This is a genomic window from Chroococcidiopsis thermalis PCC 7203, assembly GCF_000317125.1.
GTDB classification, from domain to species: Bacteria; Cyanobacteriota; Cyanobacteriia; order Cyanobacteriales; family Chroococcidiopsidaceae; genus Chroococcidiopsis; species Chroococcidiopsis thermalis.
Window position 1 is genome coordinate 2,281,450 of sequence record NC_019695.1, and the last position, 24,850, is coordinate 2,306,299.

The following is a 24,850-nucleotide window of genomic DNA, read 5'->3' on the forward strand; positions in this document are numbered from 1 at the left end:
CTCTTCTCTCTTACTGTTTCAACAACAAATAGTAGAGGTGTCCCCGACTACCCGTCACGCCAGCGCGATCGCCTGCAAGTTGCCCCGTACCCATGAAATAATCTACCCTACCTGCTCCCTTGATGGCGCTACCAGTGTCTTGATCTAATACGTAGCGGCTGACGTTTCGATACTCTAGCTGACCGAAATTGCTAGCAAAGGGCAGTGCGGTTTGCATCAATGCTAATGCACCAGGGGGCATCAGAGATTTATCCGTTGCGATCGAACGTTCTGCTGTCACTGGCACTCCAAGACTACCAGTTGCAGGTGCGCCGTGAGTTTCGCGAAAGAAGACGAAACCTCGCACGCGGGGAATGTAGTTATTCAATTCCTCTGGATGCCTGCGGAAATAATCGATCATCACGGGTAAGGTTAAACCGCTTAAAGGCAATTTGCCGTCTTTTGCAAGTTCCTTACCAAGACTGACGTAGGGATGGGCTGTTTTGCCAGCGTAACCGAGAGTCATCATCTTGCCATCTGGAAGCAGCAAACGGGCAGATCCTTGAATTTGGACTAACAGTGCTTCTAAGCGATCGCGCAGCCAGACAATTTCTAGCCCTCGCAGCCGATTTTTCGATCCCGACAAGCCATCTTTACCTTCTAATTGCCACCGAGTTAAATGTTGCAATTTGTCAAAGTTAGGAGGTAAACGATAAAGGGGGTAGCGAAATTCTGCGGTAGGGACGCGACTAGCTAAATATATCGGTTCGTAGTATGCCGTAAATAAGACTTCTCCTCTGCCATTGCGCCCAGAAGATTGATAGAAATCAAATTCGCGCCTGACTGCGGCTTGTAGTTCGGCGGGAGTACGAGATTTCACGACTAATTGCCGAAAGCGCACTAAACTGCGCCAAACGCGATCGCGGGTAATCCCTTTAACTGGATATTTGCGATATGCCCTCGCCGCTGCTGGCGATTGAATATACTTCAAACTATGGTCGATCGATCGTAGTAGCGATCGCCAGTCTCCTGCTTGCCCCTTTTCACCCCAAATTTGCTCGTCTAATCCCAAGAGTTCGGGCTGACAACAAGCAAGATTTTGTTGCTGTGTCACGCTCAACAAGCGCGGTACGGCGCGGGCGACAGGGAACGAACTTGCGGTAAAAATGACGACTCCCACACCAAGGGCGATCGAAGCTATCTTCTTTCTCATGCCTCTGACTAAAATCTTTCTACACTAGAACTAAACATCGGTTCTACTCGAATTGCCAAGATGCGCGATGGACGCACTACCATGTACTCACCCTGAATGTTTTTAATCGGGACGCTGATAAAGTCATTAGAAGCGGCTTTCGGTGACAGCTCGTTACCAAACCACTTCTGGAAATCTTGCACGTCGGTAAACCGAATTTCTTCTCGGTGTCCGCCTTCCATTAAAATGTGTACCGCATATTCGCTTGGATTTCTAGGCATACTGTCTCAAAATTCTCAAACTCGTTCAGTCAATTGTCAACTACTTTTCACCAAAATGAGAATAGTAGAGCATTATAAGTTTTGAGTGTAGTGAAAATATTTATGTGACAAATATTTAACTTTTATTAAAGTGATTTAAAAACTTTAATCGTTCGATTAATTTAATTCACTGATTTTGTTCTGACGGTATTAAAGTTTAATTTCTGGTGCTACTAAATCTAAGTGTTCTCTTTTTTGTGAGCTATTTTGCAAAAAATTACAGTTTTCGAGCTTACCTAATGTTGCGATCGCAATCTGTATATCTGTTGTCACAAAAAAAAGACAGACATGATGCCTGTCTTATCAGTTTCAGTTATAGAAAACAAGCAAAATGCCTGTCCTACACAAAAGTAATTCCGGCTCTGCCGGATGATACCTTCACTTAGAAATTCATTTCAGCTGCTTGGACTTTTTCTACCTGCTTTTTCTTCAGTACTAGTAGAACTTGACACAACATAATTGCTGCCAAGAATGCCAACAACCACTGTACTCTGGTAGAACTTTGTAGCACGATTTCTCCGTCATCTTGACCGAAGCCACCTACATTGGGGTTATCGGTCAAAGCATCACCAGCTGCAACTGTTTGTCCTTCAGAGACGATAAAAGCAGGTCCAGCCGGAACGGTGTCAACTTTTGTCTCTCCAGATTCAGTCTGGATGCTAACTTCGTATTTAGCATTACCAAATTCATCTTCCACTTTGGCAATTTTGGAAATTGTGCCAGCAGCAGAAGCAGTATAAGCAGCGTTATTGCTCTTTTCACCAGTGGGGTAGACTTGACCGCGTCCTCTGTTACCACCGACGTGAACGGGGTATTTACCAAAATGAACGCTCTTGTCTTTAGCTGGGTCGGGCGAAAGGACTGGGAAGACAATTTCTTGATATTGTTCGCCAGGAAGGGGTCCGACGATGACCACATTTTCCTGGTCTTCGCTGTAGGGTTGGAAATAAAGATCGCCAACTTTCTCCTTCATTTCCTCAGAGATGCGTTCGGGAGGAGCAATTTTGAAGCCTTCTGGTAACATCAAAACCGCACCAACCTGAAGCCCACCTTTAGAGCCATCGGCAACAACTTGTTGAACGTTAGTGTCGTAGGGAATTTTTACGACTGCCTCAAACACGCTATCGGGCAATACCGATTGCGGTATTTCTACTTCTGTTGGTTTTGCCGCTAGGTGGCAGTTAGCACAGACAATACGTCCGGTTGCTTCTCTAGGGCTTTCAGGATAAGATTGCTGCGCCCAGAAAGGATAGGCAGCAGCCGCTTGTGGCAGGGCAAAATCGCTAGAGAAGAAAAAGGCTACTGTAGCGATCGCCACCAGCACCATCTTGGCGATCGCTCTAGCACTGCAAGACCATCTTGCTCGGATCGAAACTCTTTTCATCGGCAGACAACTAATTAAAACTAGGAGTAAGGGGTAAAGGGAAAAGTCAAAAGTCAAAAGTCAAAAGTCAAAATTTCCCGACTCCCGACTCCCGACTCCCGACTCCCTAATCATCAAGACTCATACGCTACAAATTGCGGCAGCTCTAAGCCCACCAAGGATCTTCCCCAGTGCGAAAATCGGTTTCCGTCCAAGGCGTTAACACGACTTTGTCATCTTGGACTGCGGTGTGAACCAGTGCCAGCGATAGGGGGGCGGGACCGCGCACGACTTTACCCGTATTATCGTATTGGGAGCCGTGACAAGGACACTTAAACTTGTTTTCTGCTGCGTTCCAAGGCACGACACAGCCCAAGTGGGTACACACGGCATTTAAGCCATATTCGCCGACCGCGCCTTTGCTTTCTACAATCAAGTAGGTGGGGTCGCCCTTCAGTCCTTGAACCAACGAGCGATCGCCTGGATTACGGTTGGCAGTAAACTGACTCACGCTCACGTCATTACCGAGTTCGTCTTTTGCCGTTACACCTCCACCTGCACCACCAGCAGCAGGCGGAATAAAGTATTTGACTACTGGGTACAATGCTCCTAGCGCTGTACCTGTGATTGTCCCAAAAGTCAATAAGTTCATGAATTGCCGTCGCCCCATTCCTGGGACATCCATTGATTCAGAAATCTGAGCCATAACTTTTCTTTTGCGCTTTTACCTTTGTTTACAACCCTCTTCACAGTGACCAGCGACCAGCGACCAGTTATCAGTTTTTAGGTTTTTCTCAGTGGGAGTCAGATTTTTCCACAATCCTAAGCGTAGTACGTTTGAGGCAAATTCTAAATTCCCCTCTGAAACTTTTGGCGATCGATCGCTATAAAACTAGTAACTGTTCTGAAGACTGCCCTGTCATCCACAAACATGATAGAATTCCTCTGCCAAGGATGTTGCCAGCCTTGATGAGAGCAAACATTACATTTCTTTATATTGGTATCATACCTGAGTAGCGTAGCTTTACCCTGTAACGAAATGTGAAGGCGACAGCAATATAGGCAATACATTTTAAGACTTATGACTGGAGAAGATTTACGCCAGCTGTTGCTGAACAAGTGGGGGCGCTCTTATGACGTGCAATTGCGGCGCACTCAGGGCAAGATTTTTCTACAGGTGATGTGGAAATATCTCGAACAAGCCTCGTTTCCGTTGTCGGAGGCAGAGTACAAAGCCCATTTAGATTCGATCGCGAGTTACTTAAACGAGTTTGGCGGGGTGGGACAGGTACGGACATATATTACTCAAACTCGCGATCGTCCTCGATTGGGTAAAGCTGTTAGCATTCCGCTCGATTTGGGCGAACGGGCTTCAGAGTGGCTGTTGTAACTAATAGTGTGGGGACAAGTCACAAGTCACAATGACTAGCCACCAGCCACTAGCCACTAGTCACTGATAACTGACTCTTCACAAGATTCTAGAGGGCAACTATAATAGTCGGGTTTAGCTGTTCTGCTGGAATCTGGCGCTGCATGATCCTAAAGGCTGTTGTAGTTAGAGTAAGCCAAGTACTCATCCCTGCTACCTGTGTGGCGATCGCCATGGGAATGAGCGCCGTTGTTGCTGCCCAATGCAGCCAGTGCAAGCTTTATAATCCTATTGCCTTGCCTACCAGTAACCAGATCGACGATACTTTATCAGAAAAAGATATTCCCACGGGTCAGGGAGGATTTGCCCGCGATTACGTGATGGAATTTAAAGAGGGTGAAAGTGTGGCGATCGATCTTGCCTCTGAGAGTTTTGACGCAATCTTGACGCTACTTGCCGAAGACGGTTCTACAGTAGCAGAAAATGATGATGGTCCTGATGGCAGTAACAATGCTCTATTGTTTACGCGAATTGCTAAAACGGGAAGATATATCGTTCGCGTGCGAGCATTTGGGGAAACTGGGGTCGGTAACTTTCGTCTCAAAGTGACGCGGCTGCAACCGGTATCGTCCGATCGGAGCAATCCACTTATACCAAAGTTACGTCAATTTCTGAAGTAACAGTTATCAGTTATCAGTGTAGAGACGTTACGTGTAATGTCTCTACAAAGTAGTCAGTTATAAGAAATTGGTAGTACTGTTAAAATGTAATTCCGATCTAATTCTGAACTGAAGCCGATCGTTTAGCAACCTGGGAACGCGATCGCATTTGTTCTCCTACCGTTACGTTGAGTTGATCTCCTACTAATAATACTAGCCCGCTCATGTAGAGCCAGAGCATTAAAACAATGACTGCTCCAATTGCGCCGTAAGCTTGATTGTAATTACCAAAATTAGCTACGTAAAGTCGGAAACCAGCAGAAACCAACGCCCAAGAAACAGCAGCTAATACAGCTCCTGGCATTAGTGGCATTCCAGGGTTCCAAATGCTCGGTCCATAACGGTAGACAAAACCAAAAGCAGCCGCTACGATCGCCAGGGCAATGGGCCAGCTTAAAAGTTGCCAAATAACTAATAAGAACCATAACCGATTTTGACTTTTCAATACAAAAAAATCTAACAGCCAGTCGCTAATAAATACTAAAAAGGAAGCGACAACTAATAGTAAAATTGTCCCAATTGTCAATCCTAAAGAGATGAGTTTTGCTTTCCAAAAAGGACGCATTTGTTCTAGAGGAATTTCATGAATGCGATCGAGTGCTGTCATTGCTGCGCTTAAAGCCCCAGAAGCAGCCCAAATTGCTACGATAAAACTAATCGAAAACAAACCTGTATTTCTCGTTTGAGTAATTTGTTTGGAGAAATCTCGAATTAGTACCATCGCCTCATCTGGTGCGACTTGACTCAATTGACTTGCTAATTCCTTAAAGGTAGATTGCAGAGATTCTTCAAATAAACCGATCGCGGTAATGACAGCAAGAATCGCTGGAAATAAAGACAGCATCGCATTATAAGCAATTTCTGATGAAAGTCCAAACAGACGACGTTGCCCAACGCGAGCCACTGTTTTTGTCAAAGTCTTCCAGTTGAGATAGCGGAAGAAGCGGAAAAAACGAGTTGATAGCATTTAATGTAGTCGTGGCAGCTACGATTCATTCCACCATCTGCCAAAACTGATAGATTCGTCTAGCGACGGAAGATAGATTTGCGAGTTGCTCGTGATTGGTGGCTAGTGCCTCGACTCAATTCTAGCCACTAGCCACCAGCCACTAGTCACTGATAACTGTTAAAATCCCATGACTTTTGCTACCGAGTCCAATGTCGGCTCAATGCCTTGCTTAAACGTATTTTGGCTGTGGTTGATGGCTGTGTCTGGGTCTTTCAAGCCGTTTCCGGTTAAAACGCAAACAACGGTTGCACCACTAGGAACTCGATCTTTCACCTTGAATAATCCAGCCACAGAAGCAGCGCTGGCAGGTTCGCAGAAAATGCCTTCTTCGGCAGCGAGAAAACGGTATGCGTCCAAAATTTCGGCATCGCTGACAGCATTGAATTCTCCCGCACTAGCTGTTTGTACCGCGATCGCTTTTTGCCAGCTGGCGGGGTTGCCAATGCGGATAGCTGTAGCAATTGTCTCAGGGTGAGTTACGGCTTGTCCCGTGACTAAAGGAGCAGCGCCAATTGCTTGAAATCCCATCATTTTAGGTAAGCGATCGCACTTCCCTAGACTATGATATTGACAAAATCCCATCCAATATGCAGTGATGTTTCCTGCATTGCCTACGGGAATGCACAACCAGTCGGGGGCGTTGCCTAAATTGTCAACAATCTCAAATGCTGCGGTTTTCTGCCCTTCTAAACGATAGGGATTGACCGAATTCACCAAATTCACTGGATAAGTCTCTGCCATCTGGCGCACAATTTCTAGGGCGCGATCGAAGTTGCCTTTGATTGCTAGTATTTCTGCTCCATACAGCAAAGCTTGTGCTAGTTTTCCTAGAGCGACGTAGCCATCGGGAATTAAGACGAAAGCTCGCATTCCGCCGCGTCGCGCGTAAGCTGCTGCTGATGCTGAGGTATTGCCCGTACTGGCACAAATGACAGCTTTGGCTCCGGCTTCTTTTGCCTTGGAGATTGCCATCGTCATGCCTCGGTCTTTGAAGCTACCCGTGGGGTTCAATCCATCATACTTAACGAGTACGCGCACCTGTCTGCCAATTTGAGCCGCGATCGCAGGGGCGGGAATTAGGGGTGTGTTCCCCTCTAATAAAGTTATAACTGGAGTTTGGTCGGTAACAGGCAAATAGTGCCGATATGTTTCTATCAGTCCAGACCAATTTTGGCAATTTGATGATGTATTAGCAGACAGGCTTAGAGTCACGGGTTCGGAATGCAACAGATTTGGAATGCAAAAAGGGTAGTTTTTATAACCAAAAAGCTATCCTGCACGAGGCAGAGGTAAAGCTTCTTATCTCTAGTCTAACCTGATGGTAGCTGCTTCACATCATCAACTTCCAATTGCCAGTTCTAAAACCGCCACAGTTTAATTTTGTGGTCGCCCCCAGATCGATATAGAATATTGGAATCGGTGTGAGTAGGCAAATATAACTACTGAGTTTCAGATGTCAACCAGTTCATCAAGTGTAACCCGCGCTCAAGTAACAATTGGCTCTTATCAGGCTGCGATCGAAAGCTCGGATGCATCGACTCACAGCACTCCAGCAAGAGAGATAAAAAAACCACCTTACCAGCAAGAGCGGCTGGTCGAGTTTTTCCAGCTCAAAGCAGAAATCGAGTCGCTGTTGGAACATTTACAAAGTATGAAGCAGCAGAACTCGGAATTGTCAGAAGAGTTAGCAGTTACAGAACGCCTGTAGTTTCAAACCTGTAGTTTCAAGATTGCGTATTTGCCATTTGGCAAACGGGCGAGGAATCAATATTTCTCGTTCCTTCGTCATATACGTGCTTGTTCAGTATGCTGTTAGGGTAATTTGCGTTAGATTCATAGAAAAGGTGGATGTGGTTGAACGAAGTACCTACGCTCATATCGTTGCTAGGTAGCGCGATCGTTTTTTCTAGCGTAGTCTTGATAAATCAAAGATTTAAGAGTTGTTAGTTGTTAATTGTTAGATAACTGGTTACTGGTCACTGGTCACTGGTCACTGTCAAATGCGATCGCTTGCTGAAATTAACGATAAAATTAGCCGCAAACATGCTGTTGTCTTAACGGTAGAAGAATTAAAAGCACGGGTGGTAGAGGTAGGCATTACCCAAACAGCCAAAGAAGTTGATGTCGTCACCACTGGCACATTTGAGCCAATGGAGTCTTCGGGAGCGATAATTAACCTGGGGCATACCGATCCACCAATTAAAATTCGACGCTGCTGGTTAGATGGCGTACCCGCTTACTCTGGTTTCGGGGCGGTGGATTTATATTTAGGCGCAACGCAGGCAGCTGAAGCCGCAGACGGGGAAGAATCTCGCCTGAGTGTCAGCGAACCTAAAACGCAGATAGTTAAAGGTGGCGGACACGTTATTGCTGACTTAATTGCTGGTAAAACAGTCCAGTTGCGTGCTGTAGGACAGGTAACGGATTGCTACCCCAGAGCTAACTTTGAAACAACAATTAGCCGCGAGACGATCAATCAGTTTTATTTATTTAATCCCCGCAATCTCTATCAAAATTTTATTGTTGGCGTCAATGGTGGCGATCGCCCCTTGTTTACCTATCTCGGTCCTTTGCAACCTCGCTTAGGCAATGCGGTTTATTCCAACCCTGGCGCTATTTCCCCTTTATTCAACGACCCAGACTTGCAACTGATTGGCATCGGTACGCGCATATTTTTAGGTGGCGGTGTTGGTTACATCGCATGGGAAGGGACGCAGCATTTTCCCCTCCAAAAACGCTTACCGAATCAAACCCCCATCGGTCCCGCCGCCACTTTAGCTCTGATCGGCGATGCCAAGCAAATGAATCCTCAGTGGGTGCGCGGTTGTTATTTCAAAAGCTACGGTCCTTCTTTGATGTTGGGTGTGGGCGTACCCTTACCAGTTTTAACTGAAGCAGTCGTCGCTAACTGTGCCGTGCAAGATAGAGATCTGGTTGCACCGATTGTAGACTTTTCCATCCCCCGCCGCGTGCGTCCGACTTTTGGGCTAGTTAGCTACGCTCAACTCAAATCTGGACGGATGGCGATCGATGGTAAGTCTGTCAGAGTTGCTCCCTTGGCAAGCATAGCCTTATCGCGGCAAGTTGCCAGGGAGCTGAAACAATGGATTGAGGCTGGAACATTTACCCTCACCGAACCAGTTGCACCGATTCCTCAAGAACGTTCCTTCCTCCCTCAAGATCGGTGGACGGAGTTTTAGTAGGGGTATTTAGCAAATCGCCAAATTTCAAAGTGCTATGCCGCTAGTACAAAATCGACATCATTTGTACCGCTGGTTTCCGACTGTCCCGATTTAATTTGTTTGCCATTGACTTCAATCACAAAAGGCGTGTTCGCTAATTCGAGATTGTAGTCAGTTTTCTGAGCAGTGTATCCCACACTGGCAATCATGTCACGACCTTGACCCGTGTAGATAAAAGCCAGCATTTGATTTTTTTGCTGTTTGTTATCGTAAGCCCAAATCACCATGTATTGCTTACCCTGATAATCAAATACTTTTGGCGGGCGATTAGGCGTGTAACGACCAGGAGTACCAAAACTTTTATCGAGAAATGCTTGAACGGAACTGGGTTCTACAGTTGCGTAAGCCACTTCCTCAGCCGAGGTTGCCTCAGCATCGCCTTGGTTGGCATCTACGACTTCTTCTTGACCGCGATTCTTGAAATAGTCAACCGCTACTTTAGTGCCAATTGCGCCAACAGCAGCGACTCCAGCGCCGATTAGTAGGTTACGAAGTTGATTGCTCATGATTTCTTTGATAATCTACTGCGATCGCGATAAATACTATCAGACTGTTGGTAGATTACAAAACCGTGGCATCTATCTTAGGATGTATCTTAACTAATTGGTAATTGGTAATTGGTAGTTAGTAGTCGGTGTGGCGCTGTTTCTGGTGTGGACTAATTCCGTAGCGAGTTGAATTGCGGCTTTCATGCTAGTTGCATCAGCAATACCTTTGCCAGCAATATCAAAAGCCGTGCCGTGATCGGGAGAAGTGCGGATGAAGGGAAGACCGATGGAAGTATTAACAGCGCGATCGAACGCCATTAGCTTAACTGGAATGAGTCCTTGGTCGTGATAAAGTGCCAAGTACGCATCAGCAGGATGGTAATTGGTAATTGGTAATTGGTAATTGGTAATTGGTAGTTGCTCCTCTGCCCCTTTGCCCCTAGTCTCCCCTGCTCCCTGCTCCCTGCTCCCTAGTCCCTTCCCATACCACGCCATCCCTGGCTTAACCCACATAGTATCGGGTGGTAGCAAGCCTTCTAATTGAAGATTGGGGCGATTTTGACGTTCTGCTTCCAGCCAAGAATTTAGCCAGTCAACTTCTTCTCGTCCCAGTTGTCCCTGCTCGCCACTGTGGGGGTTTAAACCCGCGATCGCAATTCTTGGTTGTTCTACGCCAAAATCCCGTTGTAAGCATTCCACTAGCAGATCTAGCTTGCGAGTCAATAATTGTGGTGTGAGTGCTTCTGGAACTTGGTGCAAGGGAATGTGGGTGGTTGCCAGAAGAGCGCGTAGCATCCAGCCAGTATGAGGCGATCGCGCGACGAATAGCATCCCAAATCGTTCGACTCCAGCTTTTTCGGCAAGTAATTCTGTTTGCCCTGGATAATCGTATCCTGCGGCTTTCCATGCTGATTTGGCAATCGGTGCTGTCACGATCCCGTGAAAATCTCCTACCAGAGTTCGGGCGATCGCAGTCTCTAAATAAGCAAAACTCATTGCTCCGCTAGCCGCATTACCCGTACCCTGCTTGACTGCGCCTACCATTTTCCTCACAGCTTCCACCTCAAGAATGTTCAACTCATCTGGGTGGATATAACTATCTAGCGGGCAATAGGGGCTTTGACGCAATCGATCGTATGTATCCAGCAAGACTTGCTTGTTACCAACTACCGTAATTTGACAAGCTGCCCATAATTGTCGGTCTGCCAAGGCTTTCAAAATTACCTCCGCACCAATTCCCGCCGGATCTCCCATAGCAATTGCAATACGGGGGCGATCGCTTGTTTTGTAGGTTGTCGTTGAGATATCCATACTAGCGGTGCATTGTCATTTGTGAGTGGGTAGTGGCTAGTGGTTAGCAGCTAGTAGGCTAGCATCTAAATTCTTCATTTAGTTACTAGTCACTAGTCACTAGCCACTGAGAGCTGATAACTGGTGAGTGTCCAAGCCAAGCGCGAATTGTTTTAAAATACTTTACACTAGGCTCACTGTAATCTTGAGCAAGCAACACGTTAGGAGAATTGTCGCCATGAGCGAAATGTTTACTGCTGCTATCTTATCCTTCAGCTTAATCTTCGTCGGTATAGCTCTAGGTTATCTCCTACTCAAGATCCAAGGAGATGAAGAAGAAGCTCTGTAGTCGGGAGTTGGGAGTCGGGAGTCGGGGGACAAGAAAGACAAGTAGACAAGTGACAACTTACCAACTCTCGCCTCTCGCCACTTCTTTTCACGACTCACTAATTTTCGTAACCTTTCTTAATAAACCGATTTTTGTTACCATTCTTTTAATAAAGCTTAAGAATCGTTACTAATCCCTCATGAATATCTTGATTGTCGGTGCTACTGGCACCTTGGGAAGACAGGTAGCTCGTCGTGCTCTCGATGAGGGGTATAAGGTGCGCTGTCTCGTCCGCAGTCAAAAAAAAGCTACCTTTTTAAAAGAATGGGGCGCTGAACTTGTCTCTGGCAGCCTCAGTCAACCGGACACTCTACCAGCTGCTCTGGAAGGGATGGATGTGGTGATTGACGCTGCTACAGCAAGAGCAACAGATAGCTTGAGTATCAAGCAGGTAGACTGGGATGGTAAGGTAGCGCTGATTCAGGCAGCAAAAGCTGCTGGTGTCGATCGCTACATTTTCTTCTCTATTTTAGAAGCAGAGAAATATCCCCAAGTGCCTCTGATGGAAATCAAGCGCTGTACGGAGCTATTTTTGAGTGAAGCGGGGATGAATTATACTATCCTGCGGCTTTGTGGCTTCATGCAAGGCTTGATCGGTCAGTACGCAATTCCGATTTTAGAGGGACAAGCAATTTGGGTGACGGGTGAATCTTCTCCCGTTGCCTACATGGACACCCAAGACATTGCCAAATTTGCCGTTCGCGCTCTCTCCGTACCAGCAACGGAAAAACAAACTTTTCCTGTAGTTGGTTCCCGCGCCTGGAGTGCAGAAGAGATAACGAGTTTGTGCGAGCGATTGACTGGAAAACCAGCAAAAGTGTCTCGTTTGCCAGTCAACTTTTTGCGCACGATGCGGCACGTCACGCGGTTCTTCCAATGGGGATGGAATGTTGCAGATCGTTTAGCATTTGCTGAAGTACTCGCAACTGGCGTACCTCTAACAGCTCCTATGGATGAAGTCTATCAGACCTTTGGGTTAGACCCTCAGGAGACGACGACTTTAGAAAGCTACTTGCAAGAATACTTCGGACGGATGCTGAAAAAACTCAAGGAATTGGAATACGAAAAAAACAAAACTAAGAAAAAAACAGCCAAAATCCCCGTTAAAAAGAGTAACTAGTACCATTTGGTCATCACTCATCTGTCATAGCTCATGAGTGTTAAGCAATTGACGAATGACAAATGACGTAGGGCGTAGACACCCGAAGGGTGGCTTCTCGAAGAATAGCCCTTCCCGAAGGGTATGACAAGTAACGAAAAAATGTGCAACGATCTAGCTAAAGTGCTGCAACCTTGACTACAAACGTGCCGAAAGCAGGCATTATTTATAACGACGTTAAACCCATAGCACAGCGGGTTGCTATTGAGTTGAGTGACAAACTCACCGCTGCTGGCTGGGATGTTTGTATGACAACTGGCGTGGGAGGAATGTTAGGGTATTCTAATCCCGAAAGTCCTGTCTGTCACACCCCTATTGAAGGACTGACACCACCTGGTTTTGATTCTGAGATGAAGTTGGCGTTCGTGCTGGGTGGAGATGGTACGGTGCTTGCGGCAGCGCGCTTGGTCGCTCCGAGTGGCATTCCCATGCTATCTCTCAATACGGGTCACATGGGCTTTTTAACCGAAGCTTACTTGAATCAATTGCCCCAAGCATTGGAAAAAGTTTTAGCAGGCGAGTACGAAGTTGAAGAACGAGCCATGCTAGTCGTAAAAGTTTTGCGTGGCGAAGGCGTACTATGGGAAGCTCTATGCTTAAACGAAATGGTGCTACACCGAGAACCATTGACGTGTATGTGCCATTTTGAAATCGCTGTAGGTCGTCATGCGCCAGTCGATATCGCAGCTGACGGAGTCATCGTCTCTACGCCAACTGGTTCGACCGCTTATTCGCTGAGTGCCGGAGGTCCCGTTGTCACCCCAGGAGTACCAGTACTGCAACTCGTACCCATTTGTCCTCATTCTCTGGCTTCGCGAGCATTAGTGTTTCCCGATAGCGAACCTGTGACAGTCTATCCCGCTGGCGCGACGCGGTTAGTTATGGTGGTAGATGGCAATGGCGGCTGCTATGTCTTTCCAGAAGACAAAGTATACTTGGAACGATCGCCCTACTCGGCTAAGTTCGTTCGCCTGCAACCGCCAGAGTTTTTCCGCATTTTACGAGAGAAATTGGGCTGGGGTTTACCTCACATTGCAAAACCAACTTCGGTAGAATTACCTTAAATGGTTAATTGTTAATAGTTAATGGTTAATTGCCAACGGCAATTAACCATTAACTATTAACCAATGACAAACTATGAACGAACATCGCCCTTGTGTATTAGCGATCGTGCCAGATGAAAGCTTGGCGGCGCAGTTAAATTTAGATCTGCGAGAATCTGGCTACGAACCGATTGTAGTTCACGACGCTGCAACGGGAATCGATCGCAGTCGCGATCGCCAACCAGATTTAATCGCGATCGATCGAATGTTGGGGGTAGAATCGGGATTGACGGTCTGTACTAGTTTGAGACGGATGGGTACGCACGTACCAATATTAGTCTTGATGGCGCGCGATACAGTTGACGATCGCGTTGCTTGTCTGGAAGCAGGAGCAGATGATTACTTTCTCAAACCCTACCGCACGGAAGATTTTTTACGCCTGGTTCGGCTCTATTTGCATCCCGATCCTGCTGGTACAGAACAGTTAAGATTTGGAGACTTAGTTTTAGATCTGGCAACTCGTCGAGCTTTGCGCCACGGACGTGCTATTGATTTAACAATGAAAGAATTTGAACTGCTTAAGTATCTGATCGAACATCCTAGAGAAATCTTAACGCGCGAGCAAATTCTGGAAAATGTTTGGGGTTATGATTTTATGGGCGAATCTAACGTGATTGAAGTTTACATTCGCTACTTGCGTCTCAAGCTCGAAGATGAAGGACAAAAGCGATTAATTCAAACCGTGCGCGGTGTTGGATACGTGTTGCGAGAAGCTTAGTGAGAAGTCGTAAGTGACTGATAATTATGTAGAGACGTTACATGTAACGTCTCTACACTGATAACTGATAACTGATAACCAATGACCGATCTATGAATCAATGGCTGGGAATAGTAGTAAGTTTTCTGTTGCTAGGATGTACGCCGATAATCGCCACAGAAACCACTCACGTAGTTCAAGCGCCAGCAAAAGAGGTGAGAGGACAAAACTTACCAATCTCAGCATATGCGACGATCGCGGGGCGAAAGTTTGAGTTAGAAGTTGCTAAAACGCCACAACAGCAGCAGATCGGACTAATGTATCGTACTAGTTTGGCAGACAACCGAGGTATGTTGTTTGTCTTTGAGTCGCCGCAACCAACTCGATTTTGGATGAAGAATACGCTAATTCCCCTCGATATGATTTTTTTACGGGAAGGACGAGTCATAGAGATCGCGGCTGATGTTCCTCCGTGTAAAACGACGACTTGTCCAACCTACGGCACTGATACCGAAATCGACAAAGTTCTCGAACTCCGTAGTGGAATGACGGCTCAAATTGGCTTGAAAGTCGGCGATCGCGTCGAAATTCAGTATCTTAATTGAGCATAACTCAAACTATGCCAACGCTGGCTTTGCTGTTAAGAGCAACCACAGACAAGCTAGAACTAAAATAAGAATTCCACTAACTAAGCGCAAAAGCAGTTTTGCAGCTATTTTTGTGTTAGGCGATCGCATGGCAAAATCCAGTTGTTTTAACACATTCGAGCTTAAATATAAATTCAATTCAGTAGTGAATTCATTGTTGATAATTGTGCTGGCAAGCAGTAAGAATGCGACGATCGTTGTCAGTAATATTTTGCAATTGATAATAGTTTTGCAACCCCACTGCATAGGGAGATGATATTTGACTGTAATCATCTTCTATTTGTGAATTACCTACCGCAGCTACTTGTGCCGCATCAGCTTCAGAATTAGCATCTGCGGCAACTGTTACAGATAGTCGATCTGATTTTAGAGAACCTTCAAAACAGCTAAACTCTGATTGTGGTAAATACAATGCTCCAGTCACTTTACCCTGTTGCATTTCAAAGATCATATACTCTTGTCCGAGCTGATTTGTTTGGGGTGATTGACCGTATAAATATATTCCGTCTGCTGTTGGTAGCTTTCCTTTGGAATTGAGAACGCTATCTCTTTTGGCAATTTTAACCGGAGTGGATGTCACTCTTGAAGCGAGAGAATCGAGCTGGCGATCGCTACTGGTAGCTGCTGTAGGATCGAGCGCTATAAATGTTACTAAAGCAGATAGCACAAATTTTAGCTGCCCGAGTTTATGATTGAAGCGATCGCAAATATAACAAATAGAATTTTTCACTGTGCCTCCTTTGAGGGGCTTCTATATATAATATTGGCAGCAGCTATTAAAGAAAATATAGATAATTACTAACCGTCACTGGTTCTTTCAAAGGTCTGAAATTCCTTTCCTGCTAGGTATAACTAGCAAACAAGGGAATTCCATTCAAAACCTTTACCAGTATGAGTTTGACTTACGTTTCTACTTTCTTCATACAGACAAAAATGCCTCCTGAATCCGGGAGGCGTTCTTGCTATAGAGCGAATATTTGTTTGTAGAGTAAAGATTTTACAAGCACGTACAACCTTTACATGGGATGAATACTGTTAACTATACTAGCGCCACCTAAATAGATTGTAATCTAAATTACAAACAAAAGCACTAGTACGTGGAGACAGAGATAGGGGCGGGTTTAGTCAATCAATCGACCACCAAAGCCGTCAATTTTTGCTCAAAACCCGCCCGTACAGAAGTCAAAAGTCAGCAGGCTAAAAATCTACAGAGGCGCGATACACTGCGCCTCTACTAAATTTAGCTGGCGATGTATTCTTGCACGTTGGCACGACGACGACGTAGGTGCGCTAAAGCTTGATGTTCGAGTTGTCTAACTCTTTCGCGGGAGAGATTGAGTCTTTCTCCAACTTTAGCTAAAGAAAGTTCATTGCCATCCTGCAAGCCAAAGCGTAGATTCAAGACTTCTCGCTGCTGTGGAGTTAACTCTGACAGCAGGGTATCCAAGTCTTGACGCAAAGATTCCTGAGTCATGTAGTTTTCCGGCGATATGCCGTCATCTTCCAGTAAGTCTTGCAACTCTGTATCTTGGTTGTCGCCGACGCGGACATCTAATGAAACTGGTTGACGGGCAAGGTTAAGATACTCCCGAATCTGGGCTGGTTCTAACTCTAGCGCTTCGGCAATCTCAACCGCATTCGGGCTGCGTCCTAAGGTTTGTGCTAGTTCGCGCTGCACTTTCTTAATCTTGTTAAGTTTTTCGGTGATATGGATGGGCAAACGAATCGTCCGTGCTTGTTGGGCAATGGCGCGAGTAATCGCTTGACGAATCCACCAGTAGGCGTAAGTGGAGAACTTATAACCGCGAATGGGATCGAATTTTTCGACTCCGCGTTCCAGACCCATTGTTCCTTCTTGGATCAAGTCCAAGAATTCCATGTTACGCTTCTGGTACTTTTTGGCGATCGCGACAACTAACCGCAGGTTAGCTTCAATCATCTTTTGCTTAGCCCGCTGTCCCTTACGGATGAGGTCGTTGAGTTCGGCTTCTGACGTGTTGACTTTAGCCGTCCATTCTTCCATAGTTGGTTCGCGGCGTAGCTTCTTGACTAAAGCTTCCTTAGCATCCAGCAGCGCCATCATTTGCTGTACCTGTTTGCCGTAGACAATTTCTTGTTCCCTAGTCAGCAATGGCACGCGCCCGATCTCGCGCAGATAGGTACGTACCATATCAGCCGTGAATCTGGTATTGTTATTTTCGGTGGTGGTTGTGGTGGTGTTTTCGGTGGGCATTTGTGCGTTGTCTACTCCGTAAACAAAACGAATGCTTAATGGCTGGACGGCTGCAAGAAGTAATCAGTTATCCCTACTTGGAGGTTATCCGAGTAAATTGGGATTAACATCTGACGGAAGATGTAGAGACGTGGATTGATTTTAGAAAGTTTCTCCTACCGCCGAGATCGATCGGTTCAGAATTGATAAGTGGTTAGCAAACCCTTAGTCTCTATCTGGGCTTGGCTCCGTTTGCCTATCTCTGCCAATAACTTAAAGTCAGTATGAGTTTACTCTTACTCTCATCTTAGAATAGATCCCAGGTTACGTAAAGCCTTATTTGGGGCTTACACTAGAACCATTCCGGCAATCTCGCGCAGTGTTTCGCTTATCCACTTCGACCAAAAGCATTTTTATTGGGTATGTTATATATGATGACATCACTCCCCCTGCCGCAGGTTCCGGATATCCGAACTGCAACAGATGAAGTTTTGGTGTAGATTCCGAATACATTTTTTTTCGTAGAGACGTTGCAGGTAACGTCTCTACAAATTAAAAACCTAGATCGGCTTTCGCTAGTTCGGCAGCGGCGAAAACTTCGTCATCAGGCTTTTCTTCCCAAGCAACATCGCCGATTTCCGTATAAAATTTCTCGTCATAGGGACGGGTACGAACCACGACTGGCATGGGTACGGCATGACCGATAATGAGAGCTTGTTGCTTAGAATCAAGTTTAGCCAAAACAGATCGCAAGCTTTGCCCTCCAGAAACCCCCGTGAAGATAGCATCAATGTCTTTTTCGTCGTTGAGTAAAGCTGTGATCCGCGTACCGATCTGAGACATCACCTCATTATCAATTCCAGAGGGGCGCTGGTCAACCACTAACAGCGTCACGAAGTACTTACGCATCTCTCTGGCGATGATCCCAAAAATAGTTTGGCGGACGGTGGCAGAATCGAGAAAGCGGTGTGCCTCTTCGATTGTAATCACTAATTGCCGGGGGCGATCGCAAGGATTTTTGGTCTGCAAAAATTTCTCGGCTTGGTGGACGTAATGCTGGTGAATCCGCCGCGAGATCAAATTTGTTGCCAGCATATAAGACAGCATATTCGATTGCGCACCAAACTCGATCACAACGTGCTTACCAGCTGTTAGAGACTCCAATATTTGTTTAATATAATTTTGCGGGCAGACGGGGCGCATATATTTCATGTCTTCTAGGCGGTTCAGCTTACGCTGTAACGCCATAATTGACGATTTGTTACCCCGCTTTTCTTCGCAGAAAAATTGAATTTCCTCGTTTGTCATGCTTAAGAGTTGGCTAATCCAAGCATTACCAAACTCGTTACGTAAAATAATTGCATTTTCTAAACTGGCTTCAGACAGATTTAATTCATCTCGCACCAGCATCAAATCTTCAACTTCAATTTGGTCATAGCTGAGGTAAAGTTCCTGCGCATCCCGCACGCCTCGCCGCCTAGTGGATGCGGGGTCGAGGGTATAGATTTGGACTTGTCCGGGGAATAGCTGTCTTAAGCCTTTAACGGTGCTAAATTGCTTGCCTTCGCGCACTGCTTCCCAGCCATATTCCGAGTGCATATCGAAGATCAAGTTGACTGCTGCTTGCTTGCGAATGATGCCGCACAACAGCAAACGGGTGAGAAATGATTTCCCCGTCCCAGACTTACCGAATACACCGTTGCTGCGCTCTACAAAGCGGTCTAAATCGATGCAAATGGGAACATCCATATCCAACGGTTGACCGATGGCAAAATTGCGGCGGTGGGGGTCATCTTCCCAGCCAAAGACAGCGCGGAAATCTCGTTCGCTAGCATCATACACCTGGCTGAAGTGGCGAGGAATTGTTTTGACTGGCATCAGTTCGATATTGCTGCTACTTTGCGGCTGATAGGATGCCAATCCATTTTGCCCGTTCGAGTCGTTTTTTTTGCCTTGTAAAGATACACCGTTGGTTGTCTCTACAAATTCTTCGGGAGTAAACATCAGCATGGGAGCAAGTTCGATCGTCCCATACGTGCCGCTACCAGCTAACACTTCCCGTAAAAAATCATCGTCTGGATGGGGGGGGTTGGCAACAATTCTGTTGCTAGAAGTACCAAGGGATACATCTGTCAGCATACAGAAAAAACGCGATCGCGCCCCTTCAACAACTAGAAATTTACCCACCCGCATATCTTCCACCGAGACATCTGGATGGAGTCTTACTTCTAAGCCTTGACTGAGAGAACCTTGGATAACAGAACCCAAGGGTGGTTGCGCCGAATTCATAGTATTAATGACGGCAAAATTTGCAATTTCCCTTGGCTTATCTTATGTCGAATTTTCGATCGTGGCTACAAAAAGATTGATTGATAGTTTTTTGCCTAGCAAAAAACTATCAACAAAGCTAATCAATACTAATCGAAGTGGGTGCTGAGGGTGCAGTACTGTAGCTGAAGGTAGATTTGCGGTATTGAGCGTAGAGGCGATCGCGCCACATGAAAAATGGTTCGTATACAATGCTGTCAGCTAATCCTGGGATACCTTTTCCTTTTACGGCTGGCGGCAAGTCGAGGTAAGGTTCATCAGGGAATTTAATCAGCATGGACAAGCCTGCAACAGCTAAATCGGCTAAGCAAGGTTCGTCACCCAGCAAGTAGGGACGTTCTACTAACAACAAACATAGTGCTTCTAGGTCTTGTTTTAAGTCCGTCGTGGCAGATTTAACGCTATCAGGACCAGAACCCACGCCAATTCCTAAAACTTTCAGCACTTCGCTGGGAATGAACTCGACTAAACTTTTGACAATATCGGGAGTCGTCTCTGGAAGGAGAGATTTACGAAAACCTTGGTCTTGGCTAATTGCACCAAATAGCGCTTGACGACTTTTGATCCCAATAGATGAGTCTGCCCATTCCTCCATTATTAGGCATAATGCTCGTTGAACTGGATCGCTGGGAAATAAAGGTCTATCTGGATATTGGCGATCGAGATACTTAGCAATTTCGGTAGAATCTGCTACAAATGTACTGCCATCTTTCAGTACTGGGACTTGTCGCTGTCCCGACATGCGGAATAGTTCTACCTGTCCTATACCTGGTGTGACTTCTATTTTACGGTACTCTAATCCTTTGTAATCTAGAATTAAACGCACCTTTTCTGAGTACTGCGATAGCTCGAATTGATACAGTTCTATCATTTGCCTGCTCCTTGAAACAGTTATCAGTGACTCGTGGCTAGACCAAAACTAAGAATCTAGTCCCCTGCTACCAGTTATCGGTGACTCGTGACTTGTGGCTAGACCAAAACTAAGAATCTAGTCCCCAGTCACCAGCCACCAGCCACTCACTACTTAATAACAAAATAATCCTTCCCCAGCAGAGATTTTGGGGAAGGAAAGTTTAGGTATTTCAAAACTCACAACTTCTTATCGAGTTTTTACGCAGTTCGACGAGTTACCAAGCCCCAGATGAACAGTAAGATGATTGCACCAAGAACGGCAAAAATAATGCTGGGTATGGTTAGTGCGCCAACTCCAGCCGCCGCCGCACCTGCGCTACCCGGGAAGATGACAGACCCTAGCCAGCCTCCTACTAATGCGCCTAAAATTCCGAGAATAATTGTTGCTAGGATACCACCACCTTGATGACCGGGGTAGATGGCTTTAGCGATCGCTCCAGCTATTAGTCCTAAAACAATCCAAGCAATGATGTTCCACATATCATTAACTCCTGTTTCTACTCATCCATCATTTATTCAAGTGCAATCTATCACTTTCAAACTTGTAATTCCCTCTACCTCAGGTAATAACCTAAAGAAATATGAACGCAACAATTAAACTATATAAACTTTTGAGTCTGCTGATATATTCACTTTTAAGAAATCTAAATGCAATCTGTCAAGTGGAGCGATTAAAAATGAAACGAAACACATTAGATTTTAATATTTTGAAATTATTCCTTTGGGATAATAGTATATCTTTTGATATAGTCCCAATTGTTCCAGCGATTTTTTAGAAAGGGGTAGCGATCGCGAGTAGCAAGCAGATGGGATCGATATTTTTTAAATGCAATAAATCAAGTCAATCTAGCTTGATAGAAGTGACACTCATGCACGAACGCAATTGAACGAACGCAATGCAAGCTCGAATATCTTTTTTCCACTTTTTATTAGAGGTACACTAGCGAGCTGACTCAAAATGCCTGTTAATAGCAAAGTCTCTATAACGAGCCATTCTTAAAAATCCCCGCTGACCCAAAGCCTTTCGCAGAGTGGATGTTTGTGCGGTTTGTCAAAAAGATCGGAGAATGTTATAAAACTTAAGATTCTCGGAACACGACAAAGAAACGATAGTCTAACAATTCTTGGAGCAATAGAGGAACGCAACAGTGAGAAAAATTCCAAGTCACACTATTAGTCACAATAGCTTAATGTGCAATAAGACGCTCAAGCTACTAGCAAGCCTGATAGGAGTTGTAGGAGCTAGTATCCTCATCGGACTTCCTGTGGAAGCGCAACAGTCGAGTGGAGGAGCAACTAATCCCAGACCTAGTATTTTCAACGAACCCCCTTACAACCGTCGTACTGGTACGCCACCCACAACACCGACTACACCCCCATCAGAAACTCAGCCACCAGAAACAGCGCCTAGTCCTGTGACTCCTGCACCAGGAGCAACTGAGCCTTCAACGGAGAACTTAGTGGCTCTAGCCGCCGCTAATGACTCCTTTAAAACCTTGACAGCAGCTCTCAAAGCAGCAGGTTTGACAGAAACTCTTTCTGGACAGGGACCATTCACTGTGTTTGCGCCGACAGATGCAGCTTTTGCTCAATTACCTCAAGATGCCTTGCAAGAGTTGTTGAAACCTGAAAATAAAGATATTCTGGTCAAAATCCTGACCTACCACGTAGTACCAGGTAATGTCACATCTAGCGACTTAAAATCTGGGGAAGTCAAGACAGTAGAAGGGGGTGCTGTAAACGTACAAGCCGATCCCAGCAAGGGTGTGTCTGTGAACGATGCTAGTGTAGTGCAACCCGATATTAAAGCGAGTAATGGTGTCATCCACGCGATTGATAAAGTGATGCTACCTCCTGACTTGTAAGAAGTCAAAAGTCAAAAGTTAAAGGTCAAAATGGGAAAGCATTAAACTGATGGCTTTTGGTTGCTTTTTGCTTTTGAGTCAAACGAGCAACAACTGATAGGATAATCTTGTAATTCCGTTCAATTTGAAATTGAACGGATTTTTATTACCATTTATTATTTATGGCGATCGCACTTAATTTTTAAGCAATCTCTCGTTCAGAAAATTACGACCGTAGATGGACGCGATCGATAAAAATGACAAATAACAAATGACAAGTGACAAATGACAACTAGCCTTTGTATTATTGTTAAAAATGAAGAAATAGCACTACCTCAGTGTCTCAATAGTGTTAAAGATGTTGTAGAAGAAATAGTTGTTTTAGATACTGGATCTAGCGATCGCACGGTAGAAGTAGCTCGGCAATTTGGGGCAAAAATATATCACTTTAACTGGTGTAACGATTTTAGTGCAGCTCGAAATGAGGCACTTAAGCACGTGACTGGTGACTGGGTTTTAGTGCTAGACGCAGATGAGATTTTAGTACCAGAAATTATCCCGAACTTACAACAGGCAATGGACGGCGATCGCTTCTTGGTAATTAATTTACTAAGGCAAGAAGTTGGTGCAGTACAATCACCTTACTCTTTAGTCTCTCGTTTGTTTCGCCGCCATCAAGATATCTATTTTGCTCGTCCCTATCACGCCATGATTGATGATAGCGTTACGGAAATTCTTCGTCGCGAAACCCACTGGCAAATTGCTAACTTAGATCGGGTTGCTATCTTACACTATGGATATCAACAACAGCAAATTGCACAAAAAGATAAGTTCGTCCAAGCTGAGAAGATTATGTCAGGCTTTTTGGCTAGTCATCCTGACGATCCTTATGTTTGTAGTAAGTTGGGAGCTTTATACGTACAAACAGGAAAAGTTGTGCCAGGAATTGAATTATTAGAACGAGGACTGAAATCTGCGGCAAACAATGAGGAAATTTTGTACGAACTCCACTATCATTTAGGACTTGCTTATAGTTACGAGCGCCAAATATCGCTGGCAATTGCATCGTATCAAACAGCAGCTCAGTTAAATGTATCCTCCTTTTTAAAAATTGGTGCTTATAACAATTTAGGGAACTTATGGCAAAAAATAGGAAACTTACCTCAAGCCAAGTCTAACTATTTGAAAGTCTTACAAATCGACCCTAATTTTGCTTTAGGTTACTACAATTTAGGTATTACTTTAAAGGCGATGGGACAATTTGTAGAAGCGATAGCAGCTTACGAACGCGCCATTCAACTCAATCCTGAATATGCCCAAGCTTATCAGAATTTAGGAGTCGCATTACTGAAACTAGGGCAGGTAAGAGAAAGTTTAGCAGCATTTCAACAGGCGATCGCACTTTACGAATCGAGCAATCCTGCTGTAGCAAGGCAATTGTCCCAAAAATTACAGGAAATGGGATTTTAGTCAACAGTGAGTAATGGTAAGAGAAGAAGTCGTAAGTTGTAAGTCGGGATTAACTGCTCCCTGACAACTGATACCTGATAACTCTACCCTAAGATCCTACCCAAGTACTAGAGAAATTATCTAGCGTGATGGTATTGTTTCCAGTACGGGAAAATTGAAATGACAACAGATATTTCTTCTAACAGTAACAAAGGTATCGATCGCTCTCTGCTCGTCGGCATACTACTCACTATATTCGGAGTTATTGCGATCGCTTTACCTGCTGTCTCGACCATATTTTTTGAGACTTGGGTAGCACTGATTTTAATTAGCTCTGGAGCTGCTAAGCTATTTTATGCGTTTCAGACTCGCAATGATGGGGGTTTTGCTTGGAAACTCGTATTGAGCATTCTGTACATTGCTACAGGCATCATGCTGTTTGTTTATCCCTTAACAGGTGTATTAACGCTGACTTTGCTGCTAGGTAGTTTCCTGCTTGCGGAAGGTGTTTTTGAAACAATTCTGGCTTTTCGTTTGCGTCCGCAACAGAATTGGACTTGGGTACTCGGTGACGGTATTATCACCTTAATCTTAGGTGGAATGATTTGGTTTCAGTATCCCTTCAATGCACCGTGGATAATTGGTACTTTAGTTGGTGCTAGCATTTTGTTTACAGGGATTTCGCGGGTAATGCTTTCGTTAAGCGGACGTTCGAGCTTAGACAAAGCTAACCAACCAACTTCAGCATAAACTGTTGCATTTTCAAGAGTGTCGTCCGCACTACAAAAGCTGAGGCTGATGAAACTTTCAATTTCTTCTCGCAGAGCAGCTGCTACCTTAATCCTTATTGCAGCTGCAATTCTTTCTGGCTGTAATAACCAATCTGGTGAGTTAACGAATAATACCCAAAGCTCACCAAATAATACAAATACTGCACCTACATCTACTCCATCAGCTCGAAAGGATACAGCACAACAAACAAGTTGTGCTGATGGTAATCCAATCAAAGGTATTGATAGCAAAAGATTAGGAAAAATTGCTCTCACTCCCCAATCTCCCGTATACAATAAGGTCGAGCCGTTAAGATGTTTTCCTAACACATTAGCAGCACAAGAGGCAGGTTATACAGTTCCCAAATAG

The 24,850-nt window shown here is 45.1% G+C and carries 27 protein-coding genes; 13 read left to right on the plus strand and 14 right to left on the minus strand.

Annotated elements, in window-relative coordinates; genetic code table 11:
- Positions 1-10: 10 nt before the first annotated feature.
- From mltA to petC, 4 genes are all read right to left on the minus strand, one after another.
- A complete protein-coding gene (gene mltA / locus CHRO_RS10030) occupies positions 11-1,192 on the minus strand; it encodes a murein transglycosylase A (RefSeq protein WP_015154089.1) in 1,182 nt (393 codons plus the stop codon).
- A gap of 8 nt (positions 1,193-1,200) precedes the next feature.
- Positions 1,201-1,452 carry a hypothetical protein gene (locus CHRO_RS10035; RefSeq protein ID WP_015154090.1) on the minus strand — a complete coding sequence of 84 codons (252 nt, stop codon included), beginning with the start codon at positions 1,450-1,452 and terminating at the stop codon, positions 1,201-1,203.
- Between the two features lie 421 nt (positions 1,453-1,873).
- Positions 1,874-2,875, minus strand: a complete 1,002-nt coding sequence (gene petA, locus CHRO_RS10040) for a cytochrome f (protein ID WP_015154091.1) — start codon at positions 2,873-2,875, stop codon at positions 1,874-1,876.
- A 145-nt stretch (positions 2,876-3,020) separates the two neighbouring features.
- Positions 3,021-3,560, minus strand: a complete 540-nt coding sequence (gene petC / locus CHRO_RS10045; protein WP_015154092.1) for a cytochrome b6-f complex iron-sulfur subunit — start codon at positions 3,558-3,560, stop codon at positions 3,021-3,023.
- Positions 3,561-3,935: 375 nt separating this feature from the next.
- Here petC and CHRO_RS10050 point away from each other — a divergent pair, with 375 nt between their 5' ends.
- Positions 3,936-4,244, plus strand: coding sequence for a DUF3067 family protein (locus tag CHRO_RS10050; protein WP_015154093.1), 309 nt, complete (start codon positions 3,936-3,938; stop codon positions 4,242-4,244).
- A 143-nt stretch (positions 4,245-4,387) separates the two neighbouring features.
- On the plus strand, positions 4,388-4,903 hold the full coding sequence (locus tag CHRO_RS10055; protein WP_015154094.1) for a PPC domain-containing protein: 516 nt from the start codon (positions 4,388-4,390) through the stop codon (positions 4,901-4,903).
- A gap of 97 nt (positions 4,904-5,000) precedes the next feature.
- Here CHRO_RS10055 and CHRO_RS10060 read toward each other — a convergent pair whose 3' ends face one another.
- Both CHRO_RS10060 and thrC read right to left on the minus strand, forming a co-directional pair.
- Positions 5,001-5,909 (minus strand): YihY/virulence factor BrkB family protein, encoded by a 909-nt coding sequence (locus tag CHRO_RS10060; protein ID WP_015154095.1) that lies wholly within the window; start codon positions 5,907-5,909, stop codon positions 5,001-5,003.
- Between the two features lie 159 nt (positions 5,910-6,068).
- Positions 6,069-7,163: a threonine synthase gene (gene thrC, locus CHRO_RS10065; RefSeq protein WP_015154096.1), complete on the minus strand. Its 1,095-nt coding sequence runs from the start codon at positions 7,161-7,163 to the stop codon at positions 6,069-6,071.
- A 241-nt stretch (positions 7,164-7,404) separates the two neighbouring features.
- Between thrC and CHRO_RS10070 the strand changes: the two genes are divergently transcribed.
- Both CHRO_RS10070 and CHRO_RS10075 read left to right on the plus strand, forming a co-directional pair.
- Positions 7,405-7,659: a hypothetical protein gene (locus CHRO_RS10070; RefSeq protein ID WP_015154097.1), complete on the plus strand. Its 255-nt coding sequence runs from the start codon at positions 7,405-7,407 to the stop codon at positions 7,657-7,659.
- Positions 7,660-7,951: 292 nt separating this feature from the next.
- On the plus strand, positions 7,952-9,151 hold the full coding sequence (locus CHRO_RS10075; protein ID WP_015154098.1) for a homocysteine biosynthesis protein: 1,200 nt from the start codon (positions 7,952-7,954) through the stop codon (positions 9,149-9,151).
- A 35-nt stretch (positions 9,152-9,186) separates the two neighbouring features.
- Here CHRO_RS10075 and CHRO_RS10080 read toward each other — a convergent pair whose 3' ends face one another.
- Together CHRO_RS10080 and pdxA are read right to left on the minus strand one after the other, a co-directional pair.
- Positions 9,187-9,699, minus strand: coding sequence for a hypothetical protein (locus CHRO_RS10080; protein ID WP_015154099.1), 513 nt, complete (start codon positions 9,697-9,699; stop codon positions 9,187-9,189).
- A 93-nt stretch (positions 9,700-9,792) separates the two neighbouring features.
- Entirely contained in the window at positions 9,793-10,992 is a 1,200-nt protein-coding gene (gene pdxA / locus CHRO_RS10085) for a 4-hydroxythreonine-4-phosphate dehydrogenase PdxA (protein WP_015154100.1), read from the minus strand.
- Between the two features lie 217 nt (positions 10,993-11,209).
- On the opposite strand from pdxA, the gene petM reads away from it, so the two are divergent.
- The 5 genes from petM to CHRO_RS10110 all read left to right on the plus strand — a co-directional run bounded on the left by petM (position 11,210) and on the right by CHRO_RS10110 (position 14,923).
- The gene (petM, locus tag CHRO_RS10090; protein WP_015154101.1) at positions 11,210-11,320 is read left to right on the plus strand and encodes a cytochrome b6-f complex subunit PetM; all 111 of its coding nucleotides are present in this window, start codon (positions 11,210-11,212) and stop codon (positions 11,318-11,320) included.
- Between the two features lie 178 nt (positions 11,321-11,498).
- On the plus strand, positions 11,499-12,479 hold the full coding sequence (locus tag CHRO_RS10095) for an SDR family oxidoreductase (protein ID WP_015154102.1): 981 nt from the start codon (positions 11,499-11,501) through the stop codon (positions 12,477-12,479).
- A gap of 185 nt (positions 12,480-12,664) precedes the next feature.
- A complete protein-coding gene (locus CHRO_RS10100; RefSeq protein ID WP_015154103.1) occupies positions 12,665-13,582 on the plus strand; it encodes an NAD(+) kinase in 918 nt (305 codons plus the stop codon).
- 73 nt (positions 13,583-13,655) lie between these two features.
- Complete coding sequence (nblR, locus tag CHRO_RS10105) at positions 13,656-14,339, plus strand: response regulator transcription factor NblR (RefSeq protein WP_015154104.1); 684 nt, start codon at positions 13,656-13,658, stop codon at positions 14,337-14,339.
- 92 nt (positions 14,340-14,431) lie between these two features.
- Positions 14,432-14,923: a DUF192 domain-containing protein gene (locus CHRO_RS10110; RefSeq protein WP_015154105.1), complete on the plus strand. Its 492-nt coding sequence runs from the start codon at positions 14,432-14,434 to the stop codon at positions 14,921-14,923.
- Between the two features lie 12 nt (positions 14,924-14,935).
- Here the strand turns inward: CHRO_RS10110 and CHRO_RS31965 are convergent, their stop codons facing one another.
- From CHRO_RS31965 to CHRO_RS10135, 6 genes are all read right to left on the minus strand, one after another.
- Positions 14,936-15,079, minus strand: a complete 144-nt coding sequence (locus tag CHRO_RS31965; RefSeq protein WP_181824165.1) for a hypothetical protein — start codon at positions 15,077-15,079, stop codon at positions 14,936-14,938.
- A gap of 37 nt (positions 15,080-15,116) precedes the next feature.
- Complete coding sequence (locus CHRO_RS10115) at positions 15,117-15,695, minus strand: hypothetical protein (protein ID WP_015154106.1); 579 nt, start codon at positions 15,693-15,695, stop codon at positions 15,117-15,119.
- Between the two features lie 510 nt (positions 15,696-16,205).
- Positions 16,206-17,198 carry an RNA polymerase sigma factor, RpoD/SigA family gene (locus tag CHRO_RS10120; RefSeq protein ID WP_015154107.1) on the minus strand — a complete coding sequence of 331 codons (993 nt, stop codon included), beginning with the start codon at positions 17,196-17,198 and terminating at the stop codon, positions 16,206-16,208.
- A 531-nt stretch (positions 17,199-17,729) separates the two neighbouring features.
- Complete coding sequence (locus CHRO_RS10125) at positions 17,730-19,466, minus strand: helicase HerA domain-containing protein (RefSeq protein ID WP_015154108.1); 1,737 nt, start codon at positions 19,464-19,466, stop codon at positions 17,730-17,732.
- 118 nt (positions 19,467-19,584) lie between these two features.
- Positions 19,585-20,376: a glutathione S-transferase family protein gene (locus tag CHRO_RS10130; protein ID WP_015154109.1), complete on the minus strand. Its 792-nt coding sequence runs from the start codon at positions 20,374-20,376 to the stop codon at positions 19,585-19,587.
- Between the two features lie 239 nt (positions 20,377-20,615).
- Positions 20,616-20,897 (minus strand): GlsB/YeaQ/YmgE family stress response membrane protein, encoded by a 282-nt coding sequence (locus CHRO_RS10135; protein ID WP_015154110.1) that lies wholly within the window; start codon positions 20,895-20,897, stop codon positions 20,616-20,618.
- 710 nt (positions 20,898-21,607) lie between these two features.
- Here CHRO_RS10135 and CHRO_RS10140 point away from each other — a divergent pair.
- From CHRO_RS10140 to CHRO_RS10155, 4 genes are all read left to right on the plus strand, one after another.
- Positions 21,608-22,282 (plus strand): fasciclin domain-containing protein, encoded by a 675-nt coding sequence (locus CHRO_RS10140; protein ID WP_041462426.1) that lies wholly within the window; start codon positions 21,608-21,610, stop codon positions 22,280-22,282.
- 264 nt (positions 22,283-22,546) lie between these two features.
- Positions 22,547-23,731, plus strand: a complete 1,185-nt coding sequence (locus CHRO_RS10145) for a tetratricopeptide repeat protein (protein ID WP_015154112.1) — start codon at positions 22,547-22,549, stop codon at positions 23,729-23,731.
- Positions 23,732-23,890: 159 nt separating this feature from the next.
- A complete protein-coding gene (locus tag CHRO_RS10150) occupies positions 23,891-24,460 on the plus strand; it encodes an HdeD family acid-resistance protein (RefSeq protein ID WP_015154113.1) in 570 nt (189 codons plus the stop codon).
- Positions 24,461-24,508: 48 nt separating this feature from the next.
- Positions 24,509-24,850, plus strand: coding sequence for a hypothetical protein (locus tag CHRO_RS10155; protein ID WP_041462427.1), 342 nt, complete (start codon positions 24,509-24,511; stop codon positions 24,848-24,850).